Raw genomic sequence first — 13,800 nt, 5'->3', positions numbered from 1 at the left:
CTATGCAAGCTTCGGATAACAAGTCAGTGTGGTTCGTTTATATCGCGAATTTGTTAACTCCGTTCACCTGTCTAATCTCCGGCGTTATCGGCATTATTTATGCCGGATATCGTCTGGATAAAAACGAGGATGGGGAAGTCGCAAACTCTCATTACTATGGTTTGATCCGCAGCTTCTTCCTCTTTTTAACTTTCTTTGTGGTACTGATTGTCACTGTTGCCACTACCAACGGGCTTATCATGGGCGTTAATCGTTACTGGTACGCACATTCATGGTTAACGACCGTTGGTGGCGCTATTCCCTATGTCGGAGCATTAATCGCTTTGTTTGCTATTTCACTTTGGTTTGTGCGAATGGTTAAAGGGATGCAGCAGTTGAGAAACAATATTCCTCATGCGCCCTCTAAAGGGCCAAACTTATAAAACTGATTGGAAATTCTCACAGAGAGTCAGAATGACATGAGTGAATTATCAAACGGTTAATTAGGTAAATCAGAATGGGCGAAAATAGTTGTTCTCACTCAAATCAGAATGAACATTTTCGCACCATTCATACCGTGAACGAAGGTCTGGTAAATACCTTCTTGATTTCATGTATACAAAGCATTGCCAGTACCAATCACCGTAAACACGGTTTTGCCGCTTTTCTTTTTACGATGCTCTTCGTTTTCATTTTATTTGACTATTCTTTGACCATTTTTAAGTAATGGATTAGCGTCACGACAGGCTTCAAGCAGATATAGGTGTTAAATGAAATATTATGGAAGTTGTTTGTGTGGTTCCGTTTCTTTTGAAATTAACGGTGTAATTGAACAAGTAATACATTGCCATTGTGATATGTGCAAAAAATCACATGGAGCAGCGTTTGCATCATTTGGTGTTGTGGCTCAGGGTGCTTTCCAATGGATTGGACAAGAAGCCATAGGTATTTTTAATTCATCGCCTGATACTCAACGAACGTTTTGCAAGAAATGTGGCTCTCCTCTTCAGTGGCATAAATCTGGTGATAGTTTTGGTGAAGGTAAAATTTCGTTCAGTCTAGGATTACTTGATACACCGTTTACTCCAAACGAAGAGTTAAACTTCTTCAAGGAACAGAAGGCTAAATGGTATCTTGCCCATGAGTAAACATTTCCTAATGTTAGTAATCTAATCACATGATAAACGGGACAGTAGTTAAAAAATGGACAGTGACATATCAATACTTCTTGAAGCACCTAGCGCTGAGGAATTCATAACGCTTAGAGAAACCGCGAACTGGAAAAGCCCTAGTCTAGTGCATGTTACTCAGAGCATTCAAAATAGCTTGTTCCACGTGACTATACGCACTGGAAAGGATCTTATAGCCATGGCTCGAATAGTTGGTGATGGAGTGATGTATTTCTACATCCAAGACGTTGTTGTCTCACCAAACCATAGACAAAAAGGTCTAGGTAGTATTTTGATGCAGGAGATAGAACGATATCTGGAACAAAATGCCCCCTCTAATGCTACTGTTGGACTGCTGGCTGCTACTGGTAAGGAAAGCTTCTATGAACGATATGGTTATGTTATTCGGCCTACGGAAGCTCTAGGGCACGGGATGTGTAAATTCACATAAGGCCATTGAGCATTAGAGGTTAATACAAACTCATATTTGCCCCTTTGTGTGTTAGCGTAAACATTAGTTCGCATCCTGTTATTTGGTGTTTGATCTATAAGAAGTCATCCTTGTAAAAAGTAAAGGCCTGATGTTAGTAGTCGTGTTTACTTGCTCTTATTAATGAGCTAACCAATCGCTCTATTGGAGAGATAAATTTAACCCAATTATTATTTTTCAAATCAATCTAGAGCATAGGTGACGCGGGAACCTCACTCATACCAATATCTTTTATATATTTCTCAGGGAGTTTGTTCAGTGCCACTTTTAGCGCATTAAAGCACAATGGGTCGATGGCTGTACCCACATTTTCTTCCATGATTTCTAACGTTTTCGGAATCGGAATGGCGCTTCGATACGGGCGCTCAGCCGTAATAGCATCAAAGATATCAGCGGTGGTAATAATCCGTGTCATCATAGAAATTTCATCGGCAAGCAGTCCGTCGGGGTAGCCTGTACCATCTAATTTTTCATGATGAGCCGCTGCCATTTTGGCAAATTGTTTTAGGGGAGATATCTTATCGATGATCTCTCTGGTAAACACTGCATGATTTTGTATCTGTGCCCACTCGTCATCATCCAATTTTCCTGGTTTATCTAAGATAGTGTTACTTACCCCAAGTTTTCCGAGATCATGTAACAGTGCCGCACGTTTTAGCCAGCGTCGATCTTCTTGGTCTAAATTGAGTTCTTCAGCAATGAGCGTACTGAAAACAGCTACTCTGGAACTGTGTCCGGAGGTAAAAGGACTCTTAGCATCGATGATTTTGCCAAAGGCAGTTACTATTCGATCAAAATAGTCATCATCTAGTGGAATCATCGCTTGGGCGGGAGACATGGCAAGCACAAAAGGGACTATGGATGGTGCATTAAGTGCCTTAATAAAATCAGGACTGCCTTTCAACTGTTTAGAGATGGCCACTAAGTTTGGGTCCAGCCAGTTTCCAGAACGACTTTCTAGTTCAGCAAATGCACTATTCAAGTCATGTTCACGTTGAAAAACATCCATCACTTGAGCAAGAAGAGCAATTCTTGAAAACAATGGAATTTGATCATACATCAATCCATCAGGACGCCCTGAGCCATCCCAGTGCTCATCCAAATGTTTGATGCCCTGTGCTACATTTTCACTGAACAAAAGCTCACGAGCAACGTCTGCGCCTTTGGTACAACGTGTTTGAATCAGTTCTTGTGCGTAATCTGTGCCATTTTTCAAAATATCAATCGTGGTCGAGATACGCTTGCGCCAATGTTCTCCTGAACCTGCATTTTTTAAGACGAAATTAATCGCACTGGTCAGGCTAGTACCGACCGTTTTATAACGTTGTTTAAAAATGAGATCATCTGTGGCGTAAAGCTCACAAATACGCGCAGCATTGCTACTGCAGCCAGCGTCCTTGAGAAGTAACGTAAAATAAAGATCATGAAGCTCTGATGATGAAAGGTTCATTCGTTCACCAATATGCATTCCAATCCAGCAGCAACGCATACTGTGTTCATAGGGCTGCCCCTCTGTCATGTCTAATGCTACTGTCAGTGAAGAAATCAGCTCGGCTAGGGGCATATTGAGATTCGAACCTTGTAGTAGCATCGCACTCTACTTATCAATATTTAAACAAAAATTATAGTGCAACCTTACACTCTAATCTAATGACAAATAACAACAAAAATACTGTGGTGGATGAGTAATTTTGACCCGTTAGAAAGGGGGGGCGCAATATCTCAAATAAAACCTCAAACGCTTAGCTAGTAAAGACGCTAACAAACTTCTGTCCAAAACATTGTTACGTAGCAACGAAAAGGCGATATCTAATCTATAGATGTGAAAGCTCTTTTAATTCATCTATTGCCATAAATTGTCCATGTAATATTTGTTCCACATACCATATGTAAAAGCCCGAATGTACCGTCAGATTTATGATGGTTTAGCGCCAATAGAGGCTAGCTATAAATTCTCACTGAACCACCTGCGCCAGTTTCGGGTAATTTTTGTACAACAATAGTGCGCACTAAATTGGTTCATACGTACCAATATGGTGCTATTTATTGGCAGAAATCCTATTTTTTATCATTCAAACATTCCTACTTTTAAAGCCAATATTATTAATAATCAATTAGTTAATGTCTTTATTATTCCAGTAGTTCCAAACTGGAATACATCTTGCTCATGCAGGGCACAAACATAATAAATTCACCAATGTTGTGAATTGCAAAACATTTGGCACCTAGTTGGTGCGCTTTTTTATTCTGCATGGAGTGTAACGAGAATGACTCAAACCGAAAGTCAGGTTTATGGAGCTGTACAAGCCCTGACCCAAAGTTCAGATACTTTATTTTTGCTGCTTGGCGCCATTATGGTGTTTTTAATGCATTCAGGGTTCGCATTTTTGGAAGTAGGGACGGTTCGTAAGAAAAACCAAGTTAACGCATTAGTAAAAATTCTAGCGGACTTTGGTGTATCAACTATCGCTTACTTCTTTATTGGTTACTGGATTGCCTATGGTGCGAACTTCTTTGCTGACGCTGAAACATTGGCTCAAGGCAATGGTTACGAGTTAGTTAAGTTCTTCTTCCTACTGACGTTTGCCGCCGCTATCCCAGCAATTGTTTCGGGTGGTATTGCGGAACGTGCGCGTTTTTATCCGGTTCTAATTGCTACGTTTTTCACTGTTGGTCTGGTTTATCCTTTCTTTGAAGGGATCATCTGGAACGGCAATTATGGAATTCAAGAAGCATTCGAAAATCGTTTTGGCGCAGGTTTCCACGATTTTGCTGGTTCCGTTGTGGTACACAGCGTTGGCGGTTGGATCGCACTGGTAGCCGTATACTTCCTAGGGATGCGTAAAGGTCGTATTCGCGCAGGTAAACATACCAACTTTGCACCTTCAAACATTCCATTCTTGGCGCTAGGCGCTTGGATTCTGTGTGTTGGCTGGTTTGGCTTTAATGTCATGTCTGCACAAGCTATAGCGGGCATTAGCGGCCTTGTGGCGATGAACTCGTTGATGGCGATGGTTGGCGGTATCCTAGCTTCGCTTGTAGTTGGCAAAAACGACCCAGGCTTCATTCATAACGGACCTTTAGCTGGGCTTGTCGCCGTGTGTGCGGGTTCTGATATCATGCACCCGCTAGGTGCGTTAGTAACAGGTGTTGTTGCTGGTGCGCTATTCGTATGGCTATTCACACAACTTCAAAACAAAACCAAGATTGATGACGTGCTAGGTGTTTGGCCGTTACATGGTGTGTGTGGTGCCTGGGGTGGGATTGCAGCAGGTATCTTCGGTCAAACCGCTCTAGGTGGCTTAGGTGGTGTTAGCATTGCGGTTCAAGTGATGGGGACTGTGTTGGGTATCGTTGTTGCTCTTGTTGGTGCATTCGTGGTTTATGGAGCGCTTAACGCTCTAACAGGGCTACGTCTATCCGAAGAAGACGAGTTTATTGGTGCTGACTTAGCTGTACACAAAATTTCTTCGGTCAACGAAGAATAATATCTCGCTCTATTTTTAATATTTGAGCGTTAAACGAGAGCAGGCCAATGGTCTGCTCTTGGCTTTTCTGAATCACATAACAAGTAATAAGTACTAAAATTAAGACTATTGTCTAACGGCGAAAACTACAGTTGAGTTTGCTTCAGTGCTAATCTAGCCAAAAGCTATTCAGAATAAGGATGTTGTATGAAATTTCCGTATCGCAATGTTGTTGTGCTAACAGGCGCTGGAATCTCTGCGGAATCGGGTATTCAGACCTTTCGAGCTCAAGATGGACTTTGGGAAAATCATCGAATCGAAGATGTTGCTACACCGGAAGGTTTTGCTAAAGACCCAGATTTAGTTCAGGACTTTTATAACCAACGTCGCCGCAAATTACAGTCTGATGCCATTAAACCCAATGCGGCACATATTGCTTTGGGTCAGCTTGAAAAAGAGCTGGATGGAAAAGTCACTATCATTACTCAGAACATCGACAACTTGCATGAGCGTGGCGGAAGCCAAAACATCATTCATATGCATGGCGAACTGCTTAAAGCCCGTTGTAGTGTCTCTAATCAAACCATAGAACAAACAGGTGACTTGTTGACTGGTGACCTGTGCCACTGTTGTCAAATACCTGCGCAGATGCGTCCACATATCGTTTGGTTTGGTGAAATGCCTCTGCGAATGGGAGACATCTACTCAGCATTAGAAGAAGCAGATTTGTTTATTTCAATTGGCACCTCTGGCGTTGTTTATCCAGCAGCCGGTTTTGTTCACGATGCCAAAATGCACGGAGCACACACAATTGAGATAAATTTGGAGCCTAGTGCGGTGGAGAGTGAATTTGCAGAAAAACGTTACGGAAAGGCGAGTATTGAAGTTCCGCGCTTAGTTGAAGAAATTCTTGAACTTCAGCAGCCAGATTTCAAATTCGGTAATCATTAGCGAGGTTACTCTCAAGTTTCCTTGTACAAACAAATTATTACGATAAACAAAAAGCGGCTACAAGCCGCTTTTTCAATTCATTCTTTGTTCGATTACTTATCGACTTTAAGTTTCTGGAAGTATTCTTCGTACAGAACGCTTACGTCACCAACTTCGTCTTGCCATTCACCGCTGTCCATAATGGCTTGCGGAGGGAAGATGCTTGGATCGTTCGCAAACTCTTCTGGAAGTAACTTATACGCTGCTTTAACTGGTGTTGGGTAACCAATTTCTACTGCAATTTTCGCTGCGTTCTCTGGGCGAAGTAGGAAGTCGATCATTTTATGAGCCGCTTCGATGTTCGCTGCACCAGCAGGGATAGCTAAGCTGTCCATCCAGAAGATCGCGCCTTTCTCTGGCCAAATAATATCGATGTTTGCGCCTTCTTCACGAGCCATGTATGCAGAACCGTTCCACAGCATGCCTAGCGATACTTCACCCGCTAAATAAGGGTTAGCAGGGAAGTCTGAGTTAAATACCAACACATTTGGCATTAGTTTTTTCAGTTCTTCATAAGCTGCTTCAATTTCTTTCGGGTCGGTAGTATTTGGTGAGTATCCTAGCTTAACAAGAGCAATGTGGAAGACTTCTCGAGAGTCGTCCATCATCATCAGTTGTCCTTCCCATTTAGCGTCCCATAAATCACCCCAGTTATGGATGTTTGATTTATCCAGCATATCAGTGTTGATACCGATACCTGTCGCGCCCCAAATGTAAGGGATTGAGTAGCTGTTATTTGGATCAAAAGGTTTATTTAAATAGTTAGAATCCAAACCTGCAAAATTAGATAGCTTCGACTTATCAATCTCAAGAAGCATGCCTTCCTTACGCATTTTCGAAACGAAATACGTTGAAGGGACAACTAAGTCGTAACCCGTACCTTGTGTTTTTAGCTTAGCGTACATACTCTCGTTCGATTCGTATGTAGAGTAGATGACTTTAATACCTGTTTCCTTGGTAAAGTCTTCTAGAACTTCGCTTGGAATATATTCTGACCAGTTATAGAAATAGAGTTCTTGGTCATTAGCCATTGCATTGGTAGTGAATAGAGTCGCGGCAAAAAGAGCGCCAGCATACAGTTTACTTTTCATTACTTTTCCATGTTTTGTGCAAGAGCCTACCTAGGCAAACGCGTGATCAAATAGGAAAAACAGTATAACAGCTCGAAAAAAAATAGGCAGCCAAAGCTGCCTATTTAATTCTTTTTATTGGGTTATTGACCCGCTTTAAGCTTCATGAAGTAGTCTTCGTACTTCACTGTTTTGTCGCCAACAGCTGCTTGCCATTCCACACGGTCAAGATCTTCTTGAGAAGGGAATAGTGGAGCTACGTCTTTGAATTTCTCGTTAGACTGAGCCACAGCAGTTAGGTAACCAGTATCGTTAGAGATTTGCTCTGCGATTTCTGGACGTAGTAAGAAGTCGATCATCTTGTGTGCTGCATCGATGTTCTTTGCACCTGAAGCGATAGCAAAGTTGTCAACCCAACCGATACCACCTTCTTTAGGGAATACAAGTTTAAGTGGTAGACCTTCTTTTTGTGCAGCAGCTGCAGAACCGTTCCAAAGCATGCCTAGACCAACTTCACCAGCTAGGTAAGGGTCAGCAGGGTTGTCTGAGTTAAATACCAATACGTTTGGCATTAGTTTTTGTAGCTCAGCGTATGCTTCGTCGATTTGTTTTTCGTCAGTGGTGTTACCTGAGTATCCAAGTTTACGTAATGCGATGTGGAATACTTCACGAGTATCATCCATCAGCATTAGTTGGCCTTTAAGTTCAGGTTTCCACAAATCACCCCAGCTTTGGAAGTCATTTGGATCATACATGTCTGTATTCACCGCAAGACCAGTGATAGCAACAACGTGTGGAATAGAGTAGTCGTTATTTGGATCGAAAGGCTTGTTTAGATAGTTAGTATCCAAATTCTTGAAGTTTGATAGCTTAGATTTATCAATCTTCTGAATCATGCCTTCGTCGCGCATCTTAGACACGAAGTAAGTAGAAGGAACAACTAGGTCATAACCTTCGTTGTGAGTCTTTAGCTTCGCATATAGAGTTTCATTCGACTCGTAAGTTGAATAGATTACTTTGATACCAGTTTCCGCAGTAAACTGCTCTAGGATACCACTGTTAATGTATGGTCCCCAGTTCATGAATACCAGTTCTTTATCCTCTGCTACTGCTTGCGCAGATAACAGTGAAAGCGCACATGCACTACCAGCTAATAAAGTAGCCCATTTTTTCATTGACGTTAGCTCCAAACCAAACGTTGCCCCAAGGGCATTTTTAAAGGACAACGGAATAACATCTGCTATTCCGTTTCGAATTTCAGTTAGTCAATTAACTGAAAATTATTTCACTTTCTCTTTTGCCAGTAACTGTGAAGTAACGACCAGTACCAGCGACACGACCAACATAACGGTCGCAAGTGCATTCACTTCAGGCGAGATACCAACTTTCACCATAGAGTAGATCTTCAATGGCAGAATTTCGTAAGTCGGGCCTGTTACGAACGAACTGATAATTACGTCATCAAGAGACAAGGTAAAGCTTAGTAGCCAACCGGCTGCAACAGCAGGTTTAGCAAGAGGTAAAATGATTTTCTTCAAAATTACCCATTCGCTCGCACCCAAATCTTTTGCTGCTTCTAGCATTTTTACATCGAAGCCATTCAAACGACTGAATACAGTCACAACAACAAACGGCAGACAGAATGTAATATGAGCAATCAGTAGCGTCATAAAGCCTAGCTTCGCACCTAACACTAAGAATAGTGCAAGAAGCGAAATTGCCATAACGATGTCAGGAGACATCATTACAACAAACAGCATACCGTTAACCATGTTTTTACCACGGAACTGGTAACGGAATAGGGCTACAGCCGTCAAACTACCAATGATAGTGGCTGCCGTCGCTGAAAAAACAGCAACGCTAATAGAGTGCCATGCCGCTTGCATTAAGCTGTCGTTGTTCATTAATGCGTGGTACCACTTGGTGGTGAAACCTCCCCATTTAATGCCGAATTTGTTCGCATTGAATGAGTTTGCAATTAACACAATGATTGGTAGGTACAAAAATAGGTACACCACGCTCATAAAGCTAAATCTAACAACTCTTCCCATTAGTCTAGCTCCACTTTCTTATTCAACAATTTACCAGCACGGTAGTATGCATAAAGCATGAATGCCATCGCGATGGTCAATGCAATACTTGTAGCGGCACCAAACGGCCAGTCACGAGCATTCAACACTTGGCTCTTAATTACGTTACCAATCAGCAAGTTTTTCGCACCACCAAGTAAGTCTGAAATATAGAACATTCCAAGAGCAGGAAGAAGAACAAGCAAACAACCACCAATAATGCCAGGCATAGTTAGAGGCAAAATAACTTTGGTTAACGTTTGGAATTTATTTGCGCCAAGGTCACGAGCCGCTTCGATATAAGTGTCATCCAGTTTTTCAATCGCTGAATAAAGCGGAAGAATCATAAACGGCAATAAGATGTACACCAAACCAATCATCACTGCGGTTTCTGTATACATAATACGTAACGGAGCATCAATAAGGCCAATGTCTAACAATGCTTTGTTCAAAATCCCTTGGGTACCAAGAACAATCTTCAATCCGTATGTACGAATTAACGAGTTAGTCCAAAATGGAACAATTACCAGAAACAGCATAATCGGACGCCATTTTTCAGGCATCTTCGCAACGATGTAAGCGAACGGGTAACCGATAATCAAACACAAAATGGTTGCTACTATCGCCATATAGAAAGAATGAAGCATTACTTTCGCGTACAGCGGGTCGAGCAATCTTAAGTAGTTATCAAAGGTAAACGTCAACTCAATCAGATTCGCTTCGTCACGAGTCAGAAAACTCGTAATGATAATCATCAGATTAGGGATTAGAACAAACAGTACTAACCAGCCAACAATTAAACTGATGATTGAAGTCTGAAGATTAAGCTTCTTGCTCATCATTGAGGACTACCTCCCAGCTTTCTACCCAAGTGATAGTAACTTTTTGGCCAATTGAGTGGTCAACGTCAGGATCATCTTCGTTAAAGAATTCACTAACCATAACACTCATGCCTGAATCCAATTGAACTACGGATTCTAAAGTCATGCCTTTGTAGGTGCGATCTGTCACGTGACCAACGATACCTTTGGTCTCTGACTCTTTGATCTCTTCAATGCGTAAGTCTTCTGGGCGAAGAAGAACTTGAAGTTTATCGCCAGCATTGACCGGTTTGTCGTAATAAACCACAGATTCAACGCCTTCGATATCAACAAGAATACGTTTCTCATCAAGACGCTTAATGGTTTCAGCCGCAAACACGTTGATTTCGCCAATGAAACGAGCAACAAATAGATTCTTAGGATCTTCGTAAATTTCACGTGGTGAGCCATCTTGTTCAATATTGCCGTCGCGCATAACGATAATGCGGTCAGACATCGACAAGGCTTCTTCTTGGTCGTGAGTGACAAAGATAAAGGTGATGCCAAGTTGACGTTGTAGATGCTTAAGCTCACTTTGCATCTGCTTGCGTAACTTGTAATCAAGAGCTGAAAGAGATTCATCCAACAGAAGTACTTTAGGTTTATTAACAACAGCACGTGCAATAGCGATACGTTGTTGTTGACCACCTGAAAGTTGGTGCGGCTTGCGTTGCGCCATTTGATCCAGACGAACCATACGCAATGCTTCCATTACTCGCGGTTCGATGTCATTCGCCGGCACTTTTTGCATACGCAGACCAAATGCGACGTTTTCAAAAACCGTCATATGAGGGAATAGAGCGTAACTTTGGAATACGGTATTGACGTGTCGCTGTTCAGCAGGAACTTGAGTAACGTCTTGACTATCCAGTAGAATCTGACCGCTATCAGCAGATTCAAAACCTGCTATCATTCTTAAAACGGTAGTTTTACCACACCCTGACGGGCCAAGAATGGTTAGGAATTCACCATGATTAACATCTAGCTGCAAGTTTCCGATGATCTGTTTGCCATCAAAACTTTTACTGATACCAGATAGTTTTACAACTGGTTTTCCTACTGAATTTGGTTTGTTCAACGTCTGTCTTTCTCCACCCTGATCCGCAGATAAGTTAACTAGAAGTTGTAAACTATCTACTTGTTGGACCTGTTAAATAAATACAAATTAGTGGCGCATGATAATCACGAAAAAGGCGATCTCAAAGCGTTTTCTCATCTTGAAACACAAAAAGTTTTGTAGTTAAAAGCAAACTTTCATTAACATCCACAGTGCGATAACTACCAATGCTTTCAATTGGTTAATTATCAACCATATTAATAAGAAAGCAAGATGCGATTCGAGTTTCGATTTTAGACTCGGGTGCATTTCAGTATAATGAATCAAAATTTTATGTTGTCATATTCCAAACCCAAATATGACTCGCCAACCTAGGGCATTTTATGAGCAAGGATATAGAGAGAGATTTCAACGTAGGTGGTACTGTAGAGCAAGCGCTATCAGGCCAATACCAACTGAAAGTTGGTGAGGTTCTGAAGGAGTCTTGGGATACAACACTAAAGCATTTTGTCTCTTTTTCCCCAGCAATCGTAGTAATGGTTGCCATACAAATTGCAATATTTTTCATTGCACTAAAGCTTCAACTTGGTGATCCTTCTGCGATAATTACCGCGATAGAGCAAGGTTCTGATTTTCCAGAAGGGATGATTGAGGCAATTTTCATCGCCAATTTCAGTTACGAAGTTGTCAGTGCGCCAATTTTCGCTGGTGTAAGCCTTATGGCAATGAGCCATGCCGCTGGCCTGAAAACGAAAACACGACACATAAGTAAAGGTTTGCAGTTTACTATCCCAGTCATCCTAGCAACACTAGTGGGTTTGGTACTGCAAGGCATTGCAGGAATGATTTTTCCTTTACTGTCTATGTATCTTTCCATCGCATTTAGCAACTCTATCTTACTCATTTGCGAGAAGAGAGTGCCACCAATGCAATCGCTGTTTCTGTCACTGCGTGCAGCAAACAAGAAGCTTTTGCCTCTAGCGTCGCTTTACTTAATCGTGATGATTATGTTTGTTACAGCGGCTCTTATGTACGGAATAGGTTTGATTTTTGTTGTTCCGTTTTTCTTCCATTTAAAAGGAATTGTCTACCGCAACATGTTTGGGGTGCGTTTAAAGATCATCACGACCAATAAAGATAATGATGACAATCAGGATAATAACTCTCAGGTATTTAATGCATAAGTTTTTTCAAGTTGCCGCTTTGGGCGGAATCATCGCAGTTGCTGGCTATGGCTATTACAATTTTGAAAGCCAAAAGAGCGCGACTGAATCTGTTGTTAGCAAAGGTAAAGCTGTATCAAAGGCACCAGATTTCACTGCTTATACCGATGTGAATGAGAAGAAACATGCGTTCTTCTCATATCTAAAACCGGGAATTGCTTTAGAAAACCTACGAATTGAAAAAGAAAGAGAAAGGCTGGTTCGTCTCAAAGAAAATCTTGAATCAGGCTTAATGTCTGACTCCGACATCGAAGATGCGAAAAGGCTCTCTCATCTGTATCAAGTTGAGTTGCAGGGAGATGTTGTAACATCTGATTGGATAGACAACATGCTGCATCGTGTCGATGTGATTCCAGAAGCTTTGGTATTAACGCAAGCCGCAAATGAATCTGCTTGGGGTACATCGCGATTTGCTCGCACGGCAAAAAACTATTTTGGCCAATGGTGTTATAGCAAAGGTTGCGGTGTGGTTCCGTTACAACGTAGCGAAGGGATGACTCATGAAGTGGCAAAATTTAAGTCTGTTCAAGAATCTATCCACCGTTACTTTATGAATGTAAATAGAAACCAAGCTTACTTTGATTTGCGCGAAATCCGTTTTCAACTTAGAGAAGACGGCGCAGATCTATTGAGTATGAACAGTGCAATGGAAATGAGTAATGGCTTATTGAAATATTCTGAACGAGGTGAAGACTACATTCAGGATTTACAGGCCATGATGCGTCATAACGAACAATTTTGGACAAATTAATGAAAGGAATTACAGCGTTAGCCTTAGGGCTAATTTGTGCGGGCTTTTCTATCAATGCTGCGGCTCAAGAATACATGTTCACCTACAGTAAACTGTATTCGTCTATTAAAAACAACGACAAACCTGAATATCCAGATGTGAAGGTCGGTGTGTTTTTCGTCAATGCCGATACAAAAAAGCTGTGTACTATTGAAAAAGCTTGGATGGAAAAGGAAAAACACTACGAACTGGTTCCGAGCAGCGAAATCCATGAGCTTTTGCTTCCTGTTGATGGAAATCTTAAACAAGCAAATCCACTAGTATTTGTTGATACTCCACAGGATACGCGTTGCGACTTTTCACTTGTCGTGATGACAAAAGCCGCTTTATCAGGACAAGTTCCGTATGGTGACATCGAGAAATTGCTTCCGCAGATGCAAGAAATTCTTGAATCGTTAGGCGGCATGTTCTCTAGTTGGTTTACACCTGAAGTAACTGGTGTGACATTGGAGTTTGCCAACAACTTGAGTGGCTTCATCCAGTTAAGCAATGGATCAGACGTTGAAATAGTGAATGGTAAAGCTCAGGTTTCTTTAGAGCAAATTGGAAAAGATGGTTGGATGAAACTCCCCGAAGAAACCACCCGAGTTCTTCCATATTTACCCACTGCGAAAAAATGACATAAAAAAGGCTGCA

At 41.6% G+C, this 13,800-nt stretch carries 14 protein-coding genes; 8 read left to right on the top strand and 6 right to left on the bottom strand.

Annotated elements, in window-relative coordinates:
* Positions 1-2: 2 nt before the first annotated feature.
* The 3 genes from AAGA51_RS07640 to AAGA51_RS07630 all read left to right on the top strand — a co-directional run bounded on the left by AAGA51_RS07640 (position 3) and on the right by AAGA51_RS07630 (position 1,599).
* The gene (locus tag AAGA51_RS07640; RefSeq protein WP_042482780.1) at positions 3-422 is read left to right on the top strand and encodes a hypothetical protein; all 420 of its coding nucleotides are present in this window, start codon (positions 3-5) and stop codon (positions 420-422) included.
* Positions 423-749: 327 nt separating this feature from the next.
* Entirely contained in the window at positions 750-1,127 is a 378-nt protein-coding gene (locus AAGA51_RS07635) for a GFA family protein (RefSeq protein WP_042482343.1), read from the top strand.
* A gap of 55 nt (positions 1,128-1,182) precedes the next feature.
* Complete coding sequence (locus AAGA51_RS07630; protein WP_042482345.1) at positions 1,183-1,599, top strand: GNAT family N-acetyltransferase; 417 nt, start codon at positions 1,183-1,185, stop codon at positions 1,597-1,599.
* Positions 1,600-1,825: 226 nt separating this feature from the next.
* On the opposite strand, the gene AAGA51_RS07625 is transcribed toward AAGA51_RS07630, so the two are convergent.
* The gene (locus AAGA51_RS07625) at positions 1,826-3,229 is read right to left on the bottom strand and encodes an HD-GYP domain-containing protein (protein ID WP_042482348.1); all 1,404 of its coding nucleotides are present in this window, start codon (positions 3,227-3,229) and stop codon (positions 1,826-1,828) included.
* Positions 3,230-3,905: 676 nt separating this feature from the next.
* On the opposite strand from AAGA51_RS07625, the gene AAGA51_RS07620 reads away from it, so the two are divergent.
* Both AAGA51_RS07620 and cobB read left to right on the top strand, forming a co-directional pair.
* Positions 3,906-5,126: an ammonium transporter gene (locus AAGA51_RS07620; protein WP_042482351.1), complete on the top strand. Its 1,221-nt coding sequence runs from the start codon at positions 3,906-3,908 to the stop codon at positions 5,124-5,126.
* A gap of 186 nt (positions 5,127-5,312) precedes the next feature.
* A complete protein-coding gene (gene cobB / locus AAGA51_RS07615; RefSeq protein ID WP_042482354.1) occupies positions 5,313-6,056 on the top strand; it encodes a Sir2 family NAD+-dependent deacetylase in 744 nt (247 codons plus the stop codon).
* 92 nt (positions 6,057-6,148) lie between these two features.
* On the opposite strand, the gene AAGA51_RS07610 is transcribed toward cobB, so the two are convergent.
* From AAGA51_RS07610 to potA, 5 genes are all read right to left on the bottom strand, one after another.
* Positions 6,149-7,186, bottom strand: coding sequence for an extracellular solute-binding protein (locus AAGA51_RS07610; protein ID WP_042482357.1), 1,038 nt, complete (start codon positions 7,184-7,186; stop codon positions 6,149-6,151).
* 122 nt (positions 7,187-7,308) lie between these two features.
* Entirely contained in the window at positions 7,309-8,340 is a 1,032-nt protein-coding gene (locus AAGA51_RS07605; RefSeq protein ID WP_042482361.1) for an extracellular solute-binding protein, read from the bottom strand.
* A gap of 105 nt (positions 8,341-8,445) precedes the next feature.
* Positions 8,446-9,216, bottom strand: coding sequence for a spermidine/putrescine ABC transporter permease PotC (potC, locus tag AAGA51_RS07600; protein ID WP_042482364.1), 771 nt, complete (start codon positions 9,214-9,216; stop codon positions 8,446-8,448).
* Positions 9,216-10,073 (bottom strand): spermidine/putrescine ABC transporter permease PotB, encoded by an 858-nt coding sequence (gene potB / locus AAGA51_RS07595; protein ID WP_174435412.1) that lies wholly within the window; start codon positions 10,071-10,073, stop codon positions 9,216-9,218. The genes potC and potB overlap by 1 nt, the downstream gene beginning before the upstream one ends.
* Positions 10,057-11,172, bottom strand: a complete 1,116-nt coding sequence (gene potA, locus AAGA51_RS07590; protein WP_042482371.1) for a spermidine/putrescine ABC transporter ATP-binding protein PotA — start codon at positions 11,170-11,172, stop codon at positions 10,057-10,059. Before potA ends, potB begins: the two co-directional genes overlap by 17 nt.
* Before the next feature lie 362 nt (positions 11,173-11,534).
* On the opposite strand from potA, the gene AAGA51_RS07585 reads away from it, so the two are divergent.
* From AAGA51_RS07585 to AAGA51_RS07575, 3 genes are read left to right on the top strand one after another with little or no spacing between them, the layout of a single operon-like run.
* Entirely contained in the window at positions 11,535-12,335 is an 801-nt protein-coding gene (locus tag AAGA51_RS07585; RefSeq protein WP_042482374.1) for a hypothetical protein, read from the top strand.
* Complete coding sequence (locus AAGA51_RS07580; protein WP_042482377.1) at positions 12,328-13,125, top strand: glucosaminidase domain-containing protein; 798 nt, start codon at positions 12,328-12,330, stop codon at positions 13,123-13,125. The genes AAGA51_RS07585 and AAGA51_RS07580 overlap by 8 nt, the downstream gene beginning before the upstream one ends.
* Positions 13,125-13,784 (top strand): DUF2987 domain-containing protein, encoded by a 660-nt coding sequence (locus AAGA51_RS07575; RefSeq protein WP_042482380.1) that lies wholly within the window; start codon positions 13,125-13,127, stop codon positions 13,782-13,784. The genes AAGA51_RS07580 and AAGA51_RS07575 overlap by 1 nt, the downstream gene beginning before the upstream one ends.
* The last annotated feature ends 16 nt before the right edge of the window (positions 13,785-13,800 follow it).

This window comes from Vibrio diazotrophicus (genome assembly GCF_038452265.1).
Lineage (GTDB): Bacteria > Pseudomonadota > Gammaproteobacteria > Enterobacterales > Vibrionaceae > Vibrio > Vibrio diazotrophicus.
Note: the sequence above shows the minus strand (reverse complement) of the source record. Positions and strands in the feature narration are given on the sequence as shown.

Coding starts and splice junctions, on each gene's coding strand:
- AAGA51_RS07640 (WP_042482780.1), top strand. CDS start 3: ATGCAAGCTTCGGATAACAAGTCAGTGTGGTTCGTTTATATCGCGAAT.
- AAGA51_RS07635 (WP_042482343.1), top strand. CDS start 750: ATGAAATATTATGGAAGTTGTTTGTGTGGTTCCGTTTCTTTTGAAATT.
- AAGA51_RS07630 (WP_042482345.1), top strand. CDS start 1,183: ATGGACAGTGACATATCAATACTTCTTGAAGCACCTAGCGCTGAGGAA.
- AAGA51_RS07625 (WP_042482348.1), bottom strand. CDS start 3,229: ATGCTACTACAAGGTTCGAATCTCAATATGCCCCTAGCCGAGCTGATT.
- AAGA51_RS07620 (WP_042482351.1), top strand. CDS start 3,906: ATGACTCAAACCGAAAGTCAGGTTTATGGAGCTGTACAAGCCCTGACC.
- cobB (WP_042482354.1), top strand. CDS start 5,313: ATGAAATTTCCGTATCGCAATGTTGTTGTGCTAACAGGCGCTGGAATC.
- AAGA51_RS07610 (WP_042482357.1), bottom strand. CDS start 7,186: ATGAAAAGTAAACTGTATGCTGGCGCTCTTTTTGCCGCGACTCTATTC.
- AAGA51_RS07605 (WP_042482361.1), bottom strand. CDS start 8,340: ATGAAAAAATGGGCTACTTTATTAGCTGGTAGTGCATGTGCGCTTTCA.
- potC (WP_042482364.1), bottom strand. CDS start 9,216: ATGGGAAGAGTTGTTAGATTTAGCTTTATGAGCGTGGTGTACCTATTT.
- potB (WP_174435412.1), bottom strand. CDS start 10,073: ATGAGCAAGAAGCTTAATCTTCAGACTTCAATCATCAGTTTAATTGTT.
- AAGA51_RS07585 (WP_042482374.1), top strand. CDS start 11,535: ATGAGCAAGGATATAGAGAGAGATTTCAACGTAGGTGGTACTGTAGAG.
- AAGA51_RS07580 (WP_042482377.1), top strand. CDS start 12,328: ATGCATAAGTTTTTTCAAGTTGCCGCTTTGGGCGGAATCATCGCAGTT.
- AAGA51_RS07575 (WP_042482380.1), top strand. CDS start 13,125: ATGAAAGGAATTACAGCGTTAGCCTTAGGGCTAATTTGTGCGGGCTTT.